Genomic DNA, 14,491 nt, shown 5'->3' with positions numbered 1-14,491 from the left:
AAGCCAGGGCCGGCCCGGTGTCCCACCGAACCGGCCCTGACGTACGCGGCGTTGCACCGCCGCGCCGGCTCAGCCGTCGTACTCCTCCAGCGGGGGGCAGGAGCACACCAGATTGCGGTCGCCGAAGGCACCGTCGATCCGCCGCACCGGCGGCCAGTACTTCTCCGAGGCGCTGACGCCCGCTGGGAACGCCGCCTCCTCGCGCCCGTACGGGTGCTTCCAGTCCCCGCTCAAGTGCCCCGCGGTGTGCGGCGCGTTGCACAGCGGGTTGTCCTCGGCGGGCCACTCCCCCGAGCCGACCTTGTCGATTTCACCGCGGATCTCGATCATCGCCTGGCAGAAGCGGTCGAGCTCCGCCAAGTCCTCGCTCTCCGTGGGCTCCGTCATGAGCGTGCCCGGCACCGGGAACGACATGGTCGGTGCGTGGAACCCGTAGTCGATCAGCCGCTTGGCCACGTCGTCGATGGTGACGCCGGTCTGCTTCGCCAGCGGCCGCACGTCGATGATGCACTCGTGCGCCACCAGACCGCGCGGTCCCGTGTAGAGCACCGGGTAGTGCGGCTCCAGACGCTTGGCGATGTAGTTCGCGCCGAGCACGGCCACCTGTGTGGCACGGCGCAGCCCTTCGGCTCCCATCAGCCGTACGTACGCCCAGGAGATCGGCAGGATGCCGGCCGAGCCCCACGGGGAACCGGAGACGGGGCCGATGCCGCTCGCCGGGCCCGCGGCCGGCTGCAGCGGGTGGTTGGGCAGGTGCGGGGCGAGGTGTTCGCGCACCCCGATCGGCCCGACCCCGGGACCGCCGCCGCCGTGCGGGATGCAGAAGGTCTTGTGCAGGTTCAGATGGGAGACGTCGGCACCGAACTTGCCGGGCCGGGCGAGACCCATCAGGGCGTTGAGGTTCGCGCCGTCCACGTAGACCTGACCGCCGGCGTCGTGGACGGCGGCGCAGATGTCGGTGATGTTCTCCTCGAAGACCCCGTGCGTGGAGGGGTAGGTGACCATCAGCACCGACAGTTCGTCGCCGTACTGCTTGATCTTGGCGCGCAGGTCGGCGGTGTCCACGTCACCGTCCTCGCTGGTCTTGACGACCACCACGCGCATGCCGGCCATCACGGCGCTGGCGGCGTTCGTGCCGTGCGCCGAGGAGGGGATCAGGCACACGGTGCGCTGGTCGTCGCCGCGTGAGCGGTGGTAGGCGCGTACGGCCAGCAGTCCGGCCAGTTCACCCTGCGAGCCGGCGTTGGGCTGCAGGGAGACCGCGTCGTAGCCGGTGATCTCGGCGAGCTGCTCCTCCAGCTGGCGGATGAGCGCGAGATAGCCCTCGGCCTGGTCGGCCGGCGCGAAGGGATGCAGCCCCGCGAACTCCGGCCAGGTGACGGCCTCCATCTCGGTCGTCGCGTTGAGCTTCATCGTGCACGACCCGAGCGGGATCATGCCGCGGTCCAGTGCGTAGTCGCGGTCGGCCAGCCTGCGCAGGTAGCGCAGCAGCGCGGTCTCCGAGCGGTACTCGTGGAAGACGGGGTGCGTCAGGTAGGCGTCGGTGCGCAGCAGTTCCTCGGGCAGTGCGTCGTCCGCCACGCGGGCGTCCAGTTCGGCGGGATCGGCCTCGACGCCGAAGGCGGACCAGGCGGCCTCCAGCTGCGCCCGGTTCGTGGTCTCGTCGCAGGCCATGCCGACGTGATCGGCGTCCGTCTCCCGCAGGTTCACGCCGGCTTCCCGCGCGCCGGCGACGATCTCCGCCGCGCGTCCAGGCACCCGTGCGGTGACGGTGTCGAAGTAGCTGCCGTGCACGATCTCGACGCCGCCGGCGCGCAGGCCTTCGGCGAGCAGGGTCGCGCATCGGTGCGTACGGCGTGCGATGTGCGCGAGGCCTTCCGGACCGTGGTGCACCGCGTACATGCCGGCCATCACCGCGAGCAGGACCTGTGCGGTGCAGATGTTGCTGGTGGCCTTCTCGCGTCGGATGTGCTGCTCACGGGTCTGCAGCGCGAGGCGGTAGGCCTGGGCGCCGTCGGCGTCCTTGGAGACTCCGACGAGGCGGCCTGGAAGGCTGCGCGCGTACTTCTCGCGGACCGACATGTAGCCGGCGTGCGGACCGCCGAAGCCCATGGGCACACCGAACCGCTGGCTCGATCCGACTGCGATGTCCGCGCCGAGCGAGCCCGGGGACGTCAGCAGCGTGAGAGCGAGCAGGTCGGCGGCGACGGTCACGACCGCACCGAGTTCGTGAGCCTGGTCGATGACGGCGCGGTGGTCCCGCACGGCGCCGGAGGCTCCCGGGTACTGCAGCAGCATCCCGAAGACGCCCCGCTCCGCCACGTCCGCGGGGATGCCGTCGGCCAGGTCCGCCACGACGACCTCGACTCCGGTCGGCTCGGCGCGGGTGCGGATGACCGCGATGGTCTGCGGGAGACAGTCCTCGTCGACGAGGAAGACGCCTTGCTTGACCTTGCCGACACGGCGCGAGAGGGCCATGGCCTCGGCCGCCGCCGTGGGCTCGTCCAGGAGGGAGGCGCCGGAGGTCGGAAGACCCGTCAGGTCGGCCACCATGGTCTGGAAGTTGAGCAGGGCCTCCAGGCGGCCCTGCGAGATCTCCGGCTGATACGGCGTGTACGCGGTGTACCAGGCGGGGTTCTCCATGACGTTGCGCAGGACGACCGCGGGCGTGAAGGTCCCGTAGTAGCCGAGGCCGATCATGGACGGGAGCACCTGGTTGCGGGCGGCGAACTCCCGCAGTTCCGCGACGACCTCGGCCTCGGTGCGGGCGGGAGGCAGGTGAAGGGCCTCGTTGCTCTTGATCACTTCAGGGACCGCGGCGGCCGTCAGCTCGTCGAGGGAGCCGTACCCGACCTGGGCGAGCATCTTCGCCTGGGCAGCGGCGTCGGGGCCGATGTGCCGTCGTTCGAAGGGAGTTCCGCGTTCCAGATCGGTGAGAGGGATGCGGTTGGCAGTCATCTGCGGGGGCCTCCTGGTCGCTGTGACCTACGGGGACACCACGGCGCTGGTGCCCGGACGCCCTCCCCCTCTGTCATCGCGACCTGAGAGTTTCACCGGCCCGCCCCGGCTGGACGGGGACCCGGCTTTCACCGTCGGTGAGGAGGAGCCCGGACACTGCCCGGCCCGTCCTGCTTTCCAGAGTGACCTCGCCCGCGCGGTACGTGAGCCTGAGAGATTCCGGGGAGGAGTTGCTCCTTCGGCGCCCCCGGCTGGCGCCGGAGGACTCTCCCGCTCGGGGTCCACAGCCGCTTCCGAGCCTACCAGCGGTTCGTCCGGCAGGAGCCGGAGGTGCACTCGGGTGGCCAACCGCTGAAATGTGCCTTTGGGTGGTAATACGGCTTGTACGACCGGCTCCCGGCGTCCCCGGCGCCCCCGCAGCACGCCGCTGCGCGGCAGTACGACAAGCCGAGGGAGGGGTTCGTCAGACCACCAGACCCAGGACCGGCCTCGTACCGTCACGCACCCGGTGCCCTGGTCACGACGACTTGGAGGGACCGTGCAGAACGACATCGATCCCCGGAGCCTGATCGGACGCAAAGCCCTCGACAGCAGCGGATGCAAGATCGGAACGGTGGGCGAGGTGTACCTCGACGACGCGACCGGCGAGCCCGAGTGGGCTGCCGTGCGGACCGGCCTCCTCCGGCGCGAGACCCTCGTCCCCCTGGAGCCGAGCGAACTCGTCGGCGGCGTCCTGCGCGTCCCCTTCGACCGGGCTCTCGTGCGCAGCACCCCCGTGCTGGGCGTGGGCAGGCACCTCTCCCCGCGCCAGGAACTCCAGCTCTATCTCCACTACGGACTTGACGTGCCGCCCTCCGCGGAAGCCTCGCGTCCCTCCGTCTCCCCGTCCCCCTCTCCGTCCCCGTCCCGGTCCTCCGACGGCCCTCCGGCGGCTTCCTCCTCGGCCTCGCCCGCGCCCGACCGGGACTTCGGGCGGATAGCGGGAACCGAGAGCTGAACCGATTCCTCCCGGGCCGCGTCCCCCGTCCGGCCCAATAGGTCAGCAGGTTCCGCGCGCGACATCGCGGCGAGGGGCGGCGGCTCGGCCGCCTCCAGACCGGGATCGTCCACTGAGAAGGTACGGACCCGCCCGGGCGCCGACCCCGGATCTTCGAACCGCACGGTGACCCGTCCGAGGCCGCTGCCCTGCACCCAGCCGTGACCGTGTTCCGCATGCCGTACGTCCCGCCCGGGGACCCAGCGCCGGTCGGCCGGTGCCCCGTCCGACTCGGGCCCGGCCGCCGGGCCCGGTGCCTCCCGTTGCCGGGTCTCCCCGGCGGCCGCCGTCGCCTCGGCGGCATCCGCCGTGGCCTGTGCCTGTGCGAACAGGTCCTCCTGCGTGAAGTCCGCCAGACCGCTCACGCCGACGCCGAGCAGACGCACCCCGGCGGTGGTGTCCACCGTGTCGATCAGCCTGGCCGCGGCCTCCCGCACCACGCCGGGGTCGTCGGTGGGACCCCGCAGCGTCTCCGAGCGTGTGAGCGTCGAGAAGTCGTAGCTGCGTACCTTGATCACCACGGTGCGTCCGGACCGCCCCGCCGCCCGCAGCCGCTCCACGCAGCGGTCGGCGAGCCGGGCGACCTGCGCCTGTACGAGCGCCCGGTCGGTGAGGTCCACGTCGAAGGTGTCCTCCACCGAAACGGATTTCGCGTCGCGCTCCGCGATCACCGGCCGGTCGTCCCAGCCGTTCGCCATCGCGTACAGCGAGGTCCCGTGGGCTCTGCCCAGGAGCCTCAGCAGCTCCGCCTCCCCCGCCTCCGCCGTGTCCCCGACGGTGGTGATCCCGGCCCGGCGAAGCACCTCGGCCGTGGCCGGACCCACCCCCGGCAGGGTGCGCACGGGCATGGGAGCCAGCAGCTCACGCTCCGTCCCCGGCTCTATGACGACGAGTCCGTCCGGCTTGGCATCTTCCGAGGCGATCTTGGCGAGCATCTTGGAGCCGGCCAGCCCCACCGATCCGCTGAGGCCCGTGCTCCGGCTGATGGTCTCCCGCAAGCGGTCACCGACGGCCCGTACGGCCGGGGAGGCAGCGCCTTCCTTCAGCGCGTCACCGGCCTCGAGGTCGACGAAGGCCTCGTCCAGGCTGAGTGGCTCCACCAGAGGAGAGAGGGCAGCGAGGATCTCCATCACCGCCTCGCTCACTTCCCGGTAGAGGCTGAAGCGAGGTGCGAGATAGGCGGCATTGGGGCACAGCCGACGGGCCTGCGCCATGGGCATGGCCGAATGGACGCCGAAGACCCGGGCCTCGTACGACGCGGTCGAGACGACGCCGCGGGGCCCGAGACCGCCGACGACGACCGGCTTCCCCCGGAGGCTGGGCTTGGATGCCTGCTCGACGGCAGCAAAGAAGGCGTCCATGTCCAGGTGCAGGATCGTCGGAACGCTTCTCACACTGGTCGATGCTGCCGCATGGGTCCGACAGTCTCAGCCGGCGCGGTTGCGGCGCCGTGCCAGTTCGTCCCCGGGATGGTCGCCGACGATGGTCTCGCCCGAGTCGACGTGCTCGCCGTGCAGCTGCTCCAGCGCCGCCTCGACGTCCTTCCACACCACTCCGACGGCGATTCCGAAGACGCCCTGTCCGCCCTGCAGCAGGTCGACGACCTCGTCGGGCGAGGAGCACTCGTAGACGGTGGCGCCGTCGCTCATGAGCGTCATCTTGGCGAGGTCGGTCCGGCCGCGGGAGCGCAGGTGCTGGACGGCGGTGCGGATGTTCTGCAGCGATACGCCGGTGTCCAGCAGCCGTTTGACGATCTTGAGGACCACGATGTCGCGGAAGCTGTAGAGCCGCTGGCTGCCGGATCCGTAGGCGGGGCGGATGCTGGGCTCCACGAGCCCTGTGCGCGCCCAGTAGTCGAGCTGGCGGTAGGTGATGCCCGCGGCGGAGCAGGCGGTCGGCCCGCGGTATCCGACCAGGTCCTGCGATTCGGCCGCTGCGCTCTCCCCCGGCGACGGCGATGTGGAGCCCCCCGGCGGAGGAGAGCCGTCCGCTGCCATACCGTCGCCGGTACTTCTCACGCCGACCTCCGTCCTCCACGTCCCGGGGCATACCCCGCGACCTGCCTCACCGAAGGTAGGCAGTCACCCGTGGTGCGTCAACGATCGCCACACTCGGCACGCCGGGTGATATTGCCCCAAGGAGTGGTTTGCCGTAACCGTGAGCAGGGAAGACGTCACGGTTCGTACGCGAACGGAGCGGACGCGCAACGGTGAGTGACGCAGCGGCGTCACTGGCTGCTGGTACCGAAGTCCTCGGGCGAGATCTGGTCGAGGAACTCGCGGAACTTCTCCACCTCGTCCTCCTGCTCGTCCGGGATGGCGATCCCCGCGTCGTCCAGCACACCTTCGCTGCCGTAGATGGGCGTGCCGGTGCGCAGTGCAAGCGCTATGGCGTCCGACGGGCGGGCGCTGACCTCGACGCCGCTGGCGAAGACCAGCTCGGCGTAGAACACGCCCTCGCGCAGGTCGGTGATGCGGACAGCCGTGAGCTCCTGTCCCACGGCCTCCAGGACATCCTTGAACAGATCATGGGTGAGCGGGCGAGCAGGCGTCATGCCCTGCTGCGCGAAGGCGATCGCGGTCGCCTCCCCTGGGCCGATCCAGATGGGGAGGTACCGGTCGCCACCCACTTCACGCAGCAGCACGATCGGTTGGTTGGAGGGCATTTCGACCCGGACACCCACAACGTCGAGCTCGTTCACACAGCAACCCTAGGCCGTGCCCCGCCTGTTTGGGTAGTCGGGACCCACCCTGAGCTGTCGTATGAACCTACTCACCCGGCCGCCGGTCCACATGTCCTGCTCAGCGGGGCGGAACCGCGGTGCCGCGGGGCGAAGGCCGTGCGGACCTGCACGGACGGTGCCCCCGGGGACGGAGCCGTGCTGCTCGGACTGCAGGCGGCCCTGCGGTGTCCATGCGCGCAGGATCCGGCTCGGGCCCCGGACGACGGCGTCCAGCTCCTCTTTGATCACTGGTGAGGGGACGTTGGTCACAGTGCGGCCGCGAGACCCCGCTGAGCCGTTCGGCGATCCAGGCGGCGAGCCCCGCGGCGGACCGGACGAGCCCGGCCTCCGTGAACGGCGAACCGGTCCCGACCTACCGCAGCAGTCGGCGCCCACCGCCTGTGGCGCGGGCTTCGTGGACCTGTGACGCGCGTCAGACCGCGCGCTTGCTGGCGAAGAAGACGAGGCGGAACTTGCCGATCTGCACCTCGTCGCCGTTGGCGAGCGGAACGCCGGCCTCGATGCGCTCCCGGTTGACGTACGTGCCGTTGAGGCTGCCGACGTCCGAGACGGTGAAGACACCGTCCGGGCCGCGACGGAACTCCACGTGACGCCGGGAGACGGTCACGTCGTCCAGGAAGATGTCGCTCTCGGGATGGCGGCCCGCGGTGGTCAGCTCCCCGTCCAGCAGGAAGCGGCTGCCCGAGTTGGGTCCGCGACGGACCACCATCAAGGCCGAACCCAGGGGAAGCGCGTCGACCGCGGCCTGTGCCTCCGGGGAGAGCGGCGGAGTCTGCTGACCGGTGGCCTCCGCCTCGTAAGCCTCCAGGCCCGAGATCGAGATGGTGGAGGTCGTCTCGGAGGAACCCTCGACCGCGGGGGCCCCGCCCCGGAGCGGTGCCCCGCAGTTGGAACAGAACCGGCTCGCCTCGGCGACCTGGGTCCCGCACCTGCTACACACCGGCACGGCAGATCCTCCACCCTTGTTCGAGGTTGATGGTGCACCGGAACCTATGCGGCCCGACGCGGCGGGGTCAACCGAAACCCCGCCCTGACCACCCGCATGGCCAGCGCCGGGAGCGGTGACCTCGTCGCGGAACAGCGGCCGTCCGGCACCCTCGCCCTCGGTGCCCGCCGCAGCATCGTGCTGCCGGGAGGTCCGGCGCCGCGCGGCGTTACCGCCGTGGTCCTGGCGGCCCTTGCCGAACAACCTTGCAAAAAAACTCACGGGCGATTCCCCTCGCACGAAACAGACCCGCCCGTGGGGCAGGACAGACCCTCGATGCTCTCACTCCGCCGGTACGACGCCCAGACAACGTCCCTGGCCTTCGGACAGTTTCCCTCACGCGATGGTCACCGGGTCCGCCGACCCCCCGCAAGACTCCGCCGACACCTCAACGCCCTGATGACCGAGCGTAATCAGGCCGTTTCGCAGAGCGCAAGGCGTTCACGACGATCTCCTCGGACGGCTTGACGGAGGCGTCGGCCTGTTCCTTCCGCAGCGTCTGCACGACGCCGCCGGGGATGTTGAGTGCCGGCTCCAGGTCCTTGGGCTTGCCGATCACCTGAAAGCGGTACGGCGGACTGATCTTGTGCCCGTCCACACTCACACCGCCCGGACTGTCCGAGAAGTACGTATTCGCAACCACCCGTACGTTGTTGACCTCGATCGCCTCGGCACCGGCCGCACGGAGCTCCTGAACGGCGTCGAGGAGCATGTCCGCCTCGACGGACTTGCCGGGATCGGACACGGTCAGCTCGATCCCTGGCCCCTGAGCGCCCACCGTACCTGCGAGCACGCCGAGTTGGCGCGCCTTCTGGCGCGTCTGCTTGCGGGCCTCCTCCGCCTGGTCCGAGCTGTTCTCCAACTCGGTGCGCTGGCCCTCGAGACTCTGCTTCTCGTCCTCGAGGCGCTTGGTACGGTCGTCGAGTTCGTCGAGGATGCGCACCAGGTCCTCCTGGCGCGCGCCGCGCAGCGCACTGTTCTCACTCGTGGAACGGACCTGGATCGCCAGTCCGAGGCCGAGCACGAACAGCAGCAGCGCGACGATGAGTTGGGCTCGTGTCACACGGGGCGGCCATACCGCCTGTGCCAGCCGCTGCCGGCCCGTACGCTCCGGCTCCTTCCCGCCCGCGGAACCGGCGCGCGTCGACTCCGGCTCGCGCGCAGCCTCGCCTGATCCCGCTTCGCTTGCCGTCGCACCCTCGGAATTCCCCGGCTCCGCCGCGTGCGGCGTGCCCTGCGAGGCACGGGCCGAGTCGCCCGCGCTTCCCTCCGGTTCAGAGGTCCTGGGCGCGGACTCCCGGGCATGCGGATACCGGGAATCGCTCTGCGAAGAGCCGCCGTCATCCGGGGTCCCGCCGGGCCGGACGCTTCCCGCACCTCCGTACGTGCGTCCTTCCCGCTCATCCTCACCGGGCCGGGAGGCGCCGCGGTCGCGGTCCGGACCGCCCTCCCCTGCAGGCTCCTCGGGGGGCAGTTCGCCGGGGTGCTTGTTGCCGTCGCCGTCGCTCATCGGCCTCACGCCCGGAACACGTGCCGCCGGATCGCGGCCGCGTTGGAGAAGATGCGGATACCCAGCACGACCACGACGCCGGTGGACAGCTGTGCGCCCACACCGAGCTTGTCGCCGAGGAACACGATCAGCGCAGCGACGACCACGTTCGACAGGAACGAGACGACGAACACCTTGTCGTCGAAGATCCCGTCGAGCATGGCCCGCAGCCCGCCGAAGACCGCGTCCAGCGCCGCGACAACGGCGATCGGGAGGTAGGGCTCGACGACCGTCGGGACGACGGGCCGGACCACGAGTCCGGCCACGACCCCGACGATGAGGCCCAGTACGGCGATCACTATCTGCTGCCCTCTCCTGTCTGCACCGGCTTTGCCGTTCGTACGATCAGGCTCGGCGCGGCCGGCAGCCGCACCTCGTCCTGGGTGCTGATGCTGGTGCGCACACCGTAGTTCTCCTGCAGCACCTGCAAGTACTGCCCGTCGGCACTGTCCTGGAACGCCGAGCTCAGCTTCTTCCCCGGCCCCAGAGCGAGCAGGGTGTACGGAGGCACGAGCGGCTTGTTGTCCACGAGTATCGCGTCACCCGCGGCCCGGATCGCCGAAAGCGACGTCAGGCGCTGACCGTTGACGGACACGGCCTCGGCCCCGGACTCCCAGAGACCGTTGACCACGCGTTGCAGATCCCGGTCGCGCACCCGCCCGTTGTCGGAGAACCCGCTGCTCTGCCGGGGGCCGCCGGAGTCGCTGTCCTGCGTGTCCTTGGCGTCGTCGACGACCAGCTTGATGCCCGGCCCGTGCACGGGCAGCGCGCCCGAGAGCAGCCCCGCGACCTCCGCCTCGTCGCCGCCGTGCTTCTCCAGGGCCCTGCGTTGCCGGGTCTCGACGTCCTTACGGAGCCTGTCGACGTTCTTCTGCAGGGAGTCGGCACGCCGGTCGCCGTCGTCGATACGGGTGATCAACTCCTGCCGCTCCTTGGCGAGTTCGGGTGCGGACACCCGTGCCTGGGCGGCTCCGACGGTGACGACCAGCGCGGCCAGCACCAGCCCGGTGGCGAGCCAGAGCTTCGCGCGGACTGTGCGCGGCATTCCGGACCGGCCCTCGGCTTCGCGGCGGGCAGCGGCCTGTGCGTACCCGTCGTCGAGGCTGTGGTGCATCGCATTGGTCAGCAGCGACATGGAGGCATCGGGCCGCGCACGCCCCGAAGCGTTACTCCCTTCAGGGTGCTGCTGCGACATGACGCACATCGTCGCACGGCAAGGTCACTGCCGCCGAACCCGCCCACCACTTCTGCGGTCAGCGGCCGGCGCTGTCGACCACCGCGGACCATTCGTCCAGCAATGCCTGCGCCGAGGCGTCGTCGGGTCCTTCAGCCCACAGATGAGTGACCGCTTCCGCGGGGTCGGGAAGCACCATGACCCACCGGCCGTCGGACTCGACGATCCGGATGCCGTCCGTGGTGTCCACGGAGCGGTCACCCGCGGCCTCGACGACGGTCCGCATCACGAGCCCCTTCACGGCCCAGGGCGTCGCGAGATCACGCTTGAGCACGTGTGCCCTCGGAATGCGTGCGTCGATCTGGCTGAGCGTGAGCTGCGCACGGGCGACGAGACCGATGAGGCGTACGAAGGCGGCCGAACCGTCGAAGACGGAACTGAACTCCGGGGTGATGTACCCGCCGCGGCCGTCGCCGCCGAAGACCGTCGTCTCGTCGCGGCCCACACGCGTCAGGTCGTCCGGGGACGTCGTCGTCCACTCCACCTGCGTGCCGTGGTAGGCAGCCACCTGTTCGGCGATACGGGTCGTGGTCACCGGAAGAGCCACCTTGCCGCTGCGCCGCTCGGCGGCGATCAGGTCGAGCATGACCAGCAAGGCCCTGTCGTCCTCGATGATCCGGCCGCGCTCGTCGACGAGCGACAAGCGGTCACCGACCGGGTCGAAGCGGATGCCGAAGGCGGCGCGCGCGGAGGCGACGATCTCGCCGAGCCTGACCAGGCCCGAGCGGCGCTCGTCGGCGGTCTCCGTCGGACGTGACTCGTCCAGACCGGGGTTGATGGTCAGCGAGTCCACGCCGAGCCGCCCGAGGAGGCTCGGCAGAACGAGCCCGGCACTGCCGTTGGACGCGTCCACGACGACCTTGAGGCCGGCCTCCTCGACGCCGGTGGTGTCCACGGAGCGCAGCAGCGAGCCGGTGTAGGAGTCGTACACGCTCGCGGGGAACCGCAGATCGCCGATCTCGCCCGGGAACGCCCGCCGGTACTCCTGCCTCGCGAAGACCCGGTCGAGCTTGCGCTGCGCTGCCTGGGACAGATCGGCGCCGCGTTCGTCGAAGAACATGATGTCGACGTTCTCCGGCACGCCGGGTGTCGTACGGATCATGATGCCGCCGGCGCTTCCGCGCGCGGTCTGCTGGCGGGCGACGGGCAGCGGCACGTTCTCGAGGTCGCGCACGTCGATGGCGCTGGTCTGCAACGCGGAGATCATGGCCCGCTTCAGGGCACGGGCACCGCGGGAGTGGTCACGGGCGGTGGTGACGGTCGACCCCTTCTTCAGGGTGGTCGCGTAGGCCCCGGCCAGCCGTACCGCGAGTTCCGGGGTGATCTCGACATTCACGATTCCCGATACGCCGCGCGCCCCGAAAAGATGGGCCTGGCCCCGCGACTCCCAGATGACCGAGGTGTTGACGAAGGCGCCTGCCTCCACCGTCTTGAACGGGTACACCCGCACGTTGCCCTGGACGATGGACTCCTCGCCGATGAGGCACTCGTCCCCGATGACGGCGCCGTCCTCGATGCGGGCCGCGCGCATGATGTCGGTGTTCTTGCCGATGACGCAGCCGCGCAGATTCGCCTGCGGCCCGATGTAGACGTTGTCGTCCACGACGGCGCGGTGGAGGAAGGCGCCGCTCTTGACGACGACGTTGGAGCCGATGACGGAGTGCTCACGGAGTTCGGCGCCCGCTTCGACCTTCGCGTAGTCCCCGATGTAGAGGGGGCCGCGCAGCACCGCGTCCGGGTGGACCTCGGCGCCTTCGGCGACCCAGACGCCGGGAGAGATCTCGAAGCCGTCGATATCGACCTCGACCTTGCCTTCGAGTACGTCGGCCTGTGCCTTCACATAGCTCTCGTGTGTGCCGACGTCCTCCCAGTACCCCTCGGCGACGAAGCCGTAGATCGGCTTGCCTTCCTTCATCAGCTGCGGGAAGACGTCACCGGACCAGTCGACGGACACATCCGGTTCGACGTAGTCGAAGACCTCGGGCTCCATGACGTAGATCCCGGTGTTGACGGTGTCCGAGAACACCTGCCCCCAGGTGGGCTTCTCCAGGAAGCGCTCCACCCTTCCGTCGTCGTCCACGATCGTGATGCCGAACTCGAGAGGATTGGGTACACGCGTGAGGCAGACGGTGACGAGCGCGCCCTGCCGCTTGTGGTACTCGATGAGTTCGGTCAGGTCGAAGTCGGTCAGCGCGTCTCCGGAGATGACGAGGAAGGAGTCGTCCTTGAGGGCCTCTTCCGCATTCTTCACGCTGCCCGCCGTGCCGAGGGGCTTCTCCTCGTTGGCGTAGCTCAGCTCCATGCCGAGCTCTTCACCGTCCCCGAAGTAATTCCTGACGAGGGACGCGAGGAATTGCACTGTCACCACGGTCTCGTTGAGCCCATGACGCTTCAGCAACCGCAGTACGTGCTCCATGATGGGCCGGTTGGCCACGGGAAGAAGCGGCTTGGGCATGCTCGAGGTCATGGGGCGAAGGCGGGTCCCTTCACCGCCGGCCATAACGACGGCCTTCATATCGGAAGCGTCCTCCTCGGTAAGACGACGGTCATACCGACTTCCCCGATCAGGGAAGGCCCACACATTGCCCCGTCGCGAACCAGCCGCTCCATCCTGCGACAACGCTCACGCGGCGGCCGAGCCGGCAGTGAGCAGACGGCGCACCTGGACCACGTACAGGATGCCGGCCCACCAGTAGAGCGCCGTCCCCCAGCCCGCGAAGGCCCATCCGAAAACCGCGGCCAGCGACGCGATCCAGCCGGTGCCGTCACTGAGAAGCAGCAGCGGGAACGCGTACATCAAGTTGAACGTCGCCGCTTTCCCGAGGAAGTTCACCTGCGGGGGCGCATAGCCCCGCCGGTCCAGAAGCCACACCATGACCAGGAGGAGAAGTTCACGGGCGAGCAGCGTCGCCGTGAGCCACAACGGGAGGATCTCGCGCCACGTGAGCCCGAGCAGCGTGGAGAGGATGTACAGCCTGTCGGCCGCGGGGTCGAGGATCCGGCCGAGATCGCTCACCTGGTTCCAGCGGCGTGCGAGCTTCCCGTCCAGATAGTCACTGATACCGCTGAACGCCAGCACCAGCAGTGCCCAGCCGTCGCAGTTCGGCCCGCCGAAGACCGGCCAGAGGATCAGCCACAGAAACACCGGCACGCCGACCAGGCGAGCCATGCTGAGGATGTTCGGGATGGTGAAGACCCGGCCCTCCGCGGACTTCTTGTCCTGGACCTCCACCGGAAGCCTCCTGTGAACACTCGCGTCGACGATGCACCCAGACACTACCGGCACCGCCCGACCCCGGGTACAGGGCCCCCGNTACTGGCTCTGGACGGCAGGGCCCCTCTCACATCGAGAGGTGTACCTGACGCCGCATGCTCCTTAGAAAGGAGGTGATCCAGCCGCACCTTCCGGTACGGCTACCTTGTTACGACTTCGTCCCAATCGCCAGTCCCACCTTCGACGGCTCCCTCCCACAAGGGGTTGGGCCACCGGCTTCGGGTGTTACCGACTTTCGTGACGTGACGGGCGGTGTGTACAAGGCCCGGGAACGTATTCACCGCAGCAATGCTGATCTGCGATTACTAGCGACTCCGACTTCATGGGGTCGAGTTGCAGACCCCAATCCGAACTGAGACCGGCTTTTTGAGATTCGCTCCACCTCACGGCATCGCCACTCATTGTACCGGCCATTGTAGCACGTGTGCAGCCCAAGACATAAGGGGCATGATGACTTGACGTCGTCCCCACCTTCCTCCGAGTTGACCCCGGCAGTCTCCCGTGAGTCCCCAGCACCACAAGGGCCTGCTGGCAACACGAGACAAGGGTTGCGCTCGTTGCGGGACTTAACCCAACATCTCACGACACGAGCTGACGACAGCCATGCACCACCTGTACACCGACCACAAGGGGGGCTCTGTCTCCAGAGCTTTCCGGTGTATGTCAAGCCTTGGTAAGGTTCTTCGCGTTGCGTCGAATTAAGCCACATGCT

General features: G+C 69.3%; 10 protein-coding genes, 1 rRNA gene, 1 pseudogene and 2 riboswitches. Of the genes and pseudogenes, 1 reads left to right on the top strand and 11 read right to left on the bottom strand.

Translation table 11 applies throughout. From position 1 onward, the window contains the following. Positions 1-69: 69 nt before the first annotated feature. Positions 70-2,958 (bottom strand): aminomethyl-transferring glycine dehydrogenase, encoded by a 2,889-nt coding sequence (gene gcvP, locus AN215_RS00275; protein WP_070008672.1) that lies wholly within the window; start codon positions 2,956-2,958, stop codon positions 70-72. A gap of 60 nt (positions 2,959-3,018) precedes the next feature. Next, positions 3,019-3,145, bottom strand: a riboswitch (glycine riboswitch). Further along, positions 3,146-3,241, bottom strand: a riboswitch (glycine riboswitch). It lies immediately after the preceding riboswitch. A gap of 255 nt (positions 3,242-3,496) precedes the next feature. On the opposite strand from gcvP, the gene AN215_RS28285 reads away from it, so the two are divergent. Then, positions 3,497-3,955, top strand: a complete 459-nt coding sequence (locus tag AN215_RS28285; protein WP_338057900.1) for a PRC-barrel domain-containing protein — start codon at positions 3,497-3,499, stop codon at positions 3,953-3,955. Here AN215_RS28285 and AN215_RS00265 read toward each other — a convergent pair. From AN215_RS00265 to AN215_RS00220, 10 genes and pseudogenes are all read right to left on the bottom strand, one after another. After that, a pseudogene (locus AN215_RS00265) lies at positions 3,898-5,388 on the bottom strand (DNA polymerase IV); the annotation flags it as partial. The gene AN215_RS28285 and the pseudogene AN215_RS00265 sit on opposite strands and share 58 nt — an antisense overlap. 33 nt (positions 5,389-5,421) lie before the next feature. Then, entirely contained in the window at positions 5,422-5,991 is a 570-nt protein-coding gene (locus tag AN215_RS00260; RefSeq protein WP_070008670.1) for a MerR family transcriptional regulator, read from the bottom strand. A 230-nt stretch (positions 5,992-6,221) separates the two neighbouring features. Further along, positions 6,222-6,695 carry a bifunctional nuclease family protein gene (locus AN215_RS00255; RefSeq protein ID WP_028437364.1) on the bottom strand — a complete coding sequence of 158 codons (474 nt, stop codon included), beginning with the start codon at positions 6,693-6,695 and terminating at the stop codon, positions 6,222-6,224. Between the two features lie 454 nt (positions 6,696-7,149). Next, complete coding sequence (locus AN215_RS30805) at positions 7,150-7,683, bottom strand: FHA domain-containing protein (RefSeq protein ID WP_070008669.1); 534 nt, start codon at positions 7,681-7,683, stop codon at positions 7,150-7,152. A gap of 427 nt (positions 7,684-8,110) precedes the next feature. Next, entirely contained in the window at positions 8,111-9,232 is a 1,122-nt protein-coding gene (locus tag AN215_RS28275) for a DUF881 domain-containing protein (protein ID WP_079122549.1), read from the bottom strand. Positions 9,233-9,237: 5 nt separating this feature from the next. Continuing rightward, the gene (locus AN215_RS00240; protein WP_027750352.1) at positions 9,238-9,570 is read right to left on the bottom strand and encodes a small basic family protein; all 333 of its coding nucleotides are present in this window, start codon (positions 9,568-9,570) and stop codon (positions 9,238-9,240) included. Beyond that, on the bottom strand, positions 9,570-10,466 hold the full coding sequence (locus tag AN215_RS00235; RefSeq protein ID WP_070008668.1) for a DUF881 domain-containing protein: 897 nt from the start codon (positions 10,464-10,466) through the stop codon (positions 9,570-9,572). The genes AN215_RS00240 and AN215_RS00235 overlap by 1 nt, the downstream gene beginning before the upstream one ends. A 58-nt stretch (positions 10,467-10,524) precedes the next feature. Next, complete coding sequence (locus AN215_RS00230) at positions 10,525-13,020, bottom strand: mannose-1-phosphate guanyltransferase (RefSeq protein WP_070008667.1); 2,496 nt, start codon at positions 13,018-13,020, stop codon at positions 10,525-10,527. A 108-nt stretch (positions 13,021-13,128) separates the two neighbouring features. Beyond that, positions 13,129-13,737, bottom strand: a complete 609-nt coding sequence (clsA, locus tag AN215_RS00225; protein WP_070008666.1) for a cardiolipin synthase ClsA — start codon at positions 13,735-13,737, stop codon at positions 13,129-13,131. 148 nt (positions 13,738-13,885) lie between these two features. Further along, positions 13,886-14,491: ribosomal RNA gene (locus AN215_RS00220) — 16S ribosomal RNA — on the bottom strand; the annotation flags it as partial.

Origin of the sequence: Streptomyces abyssalis (genome assembly GCF_001751365.1) — a bacterium.
Classification (GTDB): Bacteria; Actinomycetota; Actinomycetes; order Streptomycetales; family Streptomycetaceae; genus Streptomyces; species Streptomyces abyssalis.
Note: the sequence above shows the minus strand (reverse complement) of the source record. Positions and strands in the feature narration are given on the sequence as shown.

Bases quoted from the DNA above. Each gene is read 5' to 3' on its own strand.
- AN215_RS28275 (WP_079122549.1), bottom strand. From the start codon at position 9,232: ATGAGCGACGGCGACGGCAACAAGCACCCCGGCGAACTGCCCCCCGAG.
- gcvP (WP_070008672.1), bottom strand. From the start codon at position 2,958: ATGACTGCCAACCGCATCCCTCTCACCGATCTGGAACGCGGAACTCCC.
- AN215_RS00260 (WP_070008670.1), bottom strand. From the start codon at position 5,991: ATGGCAGCGGACGGCTCTCCTCCGCCGGGGGGCTCCACATCGCCGTCG.
- AN215_RS00230 (WP_070008667.1), bottom strand. From the start codon at position 13,020: ATGAAGGCCGTCGTTATGGCCGGCGGTGAAGGGACCCGCCTTCGCCCC.
- AN215_RS00235 (WP_070008668.1), bottom strand. From the start codon at position 10,466: ATGTCGCAGCAGCACCCTGAAGGGAGTAACGCTTCGGGGCGTGCGCGG.